General features: G+C 66.0%; 2 protein-coding genes. One reads left to right on the top strand and one right to left on the bottom strand.

All coding sequences use genetic code 11. The annotated features are described in order from the left end of the window. Positions 1 to 2: 2 nt before the first annotated feature. Entirely contained in the window at positions 3 to 179 is a 177-nt protein-coding gene (locus AC097L_RS25760) for a helix-turn-helix domain-containing protein (protein WP_479589538.1), read from the top strand. A gap of 57 nt (positions 180 to 236) precedes the next feature. On the opposite strand, the gene AC097L_RS25755 is transcribed toward AC097L_RS25760, so the two are convergent. Then, positions 237 to 1,111, bottom strand: an 875-nt coding sequence (locus tag AC097L_RS25755; protein ID WP_479589537.1) for a reverse transcriptase family protein, incomplete at its 5' end; no start/stop codon positions are given.

The raw sequence follows: 1,111 nt of genomic DNA, 5'->3' as shown, positions 1-1,111 counted from the left end.
GCGTGGTCGATGCCGCCGAACGCAGCGCCATCGCCGCCGCCCTGCGCATGACCAAAGGCAACAAGGCCGCCGCTGCCGCCGCCCTCGGCATCTCCCGCGCCGCGCTCTACCAAAAGCTGGGCGCCGCCCGCACCGAACCTGCGGGCGGTGCGGAAGGCGGGGGGCAAGGCGCTATTTAAAACGTAGCTGTTTGCGCCCATGGAATGGGCGTTGGAGGCTGATTTTGTTTGAATCCATCACCAGTGGATTTGTTCGAACAAGCCCATCAGCTTGGCTGCCCGTGCAGCATTGAACTGCCCTACCCAGCCGATGCGTCCCAGCAAATGGGCGCGGAAATCCACCAGTTCGGCAGGGTTCTGCGACGCTGGCCCCTGGTGCACGCACTGGTGCAAACAGGCTTTGAGCCGGTCGAAATCCTGCCGTGGCGTATGCGGTCGCGCGTTCACCACGATGCCGGTGATGCGTTGCTGCCGATGCTGTGGCAGGCAACGGGTCTTGGCCGGATGCAAGGCAAAACCTTCGTCTTCGGCAATTGCCGCCACCCAGGCCTGCAGCGCCCGGAACTGCGGGCGCAAGGCCGCCGAACCCGAAAACACCAAGTCATCCGCATAACGGGTGTAGCGGGCACCGAACACCCAGGCCAAACCGTCCAGGCGCAGATCCAGCCCAAAGGCGCACAGGTTTGCCAACGTCGGCGAGGTCGGCGCGCCCTGGGGCAGGTGGGCGGACTGCAGCCGTTTGGCACCCAGCCAGTCCAGGCCTCCGTCGCCCCGCAACCGATCCACCACCATCCTGGCGGTCCGGTGGGTGCACAGCGCTGTCAGGCAACGCGCCACACCGGGGGGATAGCCCAGGGTACGCCACAGCGCCATGACCCTGGCAGCGCGGATACCGCCAAAGAAGTCGCGCAGATCGAACCGGACCACCACGGCCTGGCCTGCATGGGCCGCTGCGTGGGTCGCGATCGAGCGCCCAGGAACAAAGCCGTGCGCTGCCTCGTGCACCGGAACGTGTTGCAGCAGTCCGCTGTAGAGCGCGCGCTGCACCTGTTTGAGTGTGACCTTGGGAATTTCCAGCAGGCGCAAACCGCCGGTGCGCTTGGGCTGCAGCT

This window comes from Rhodoferax sp. RT5P35 (genome assembly GCF_056521385.1).
Note: the sequence above shows the minus strand (reverse complement) of the source record. Positions and strands in the feature narration are given on the sequence as shown.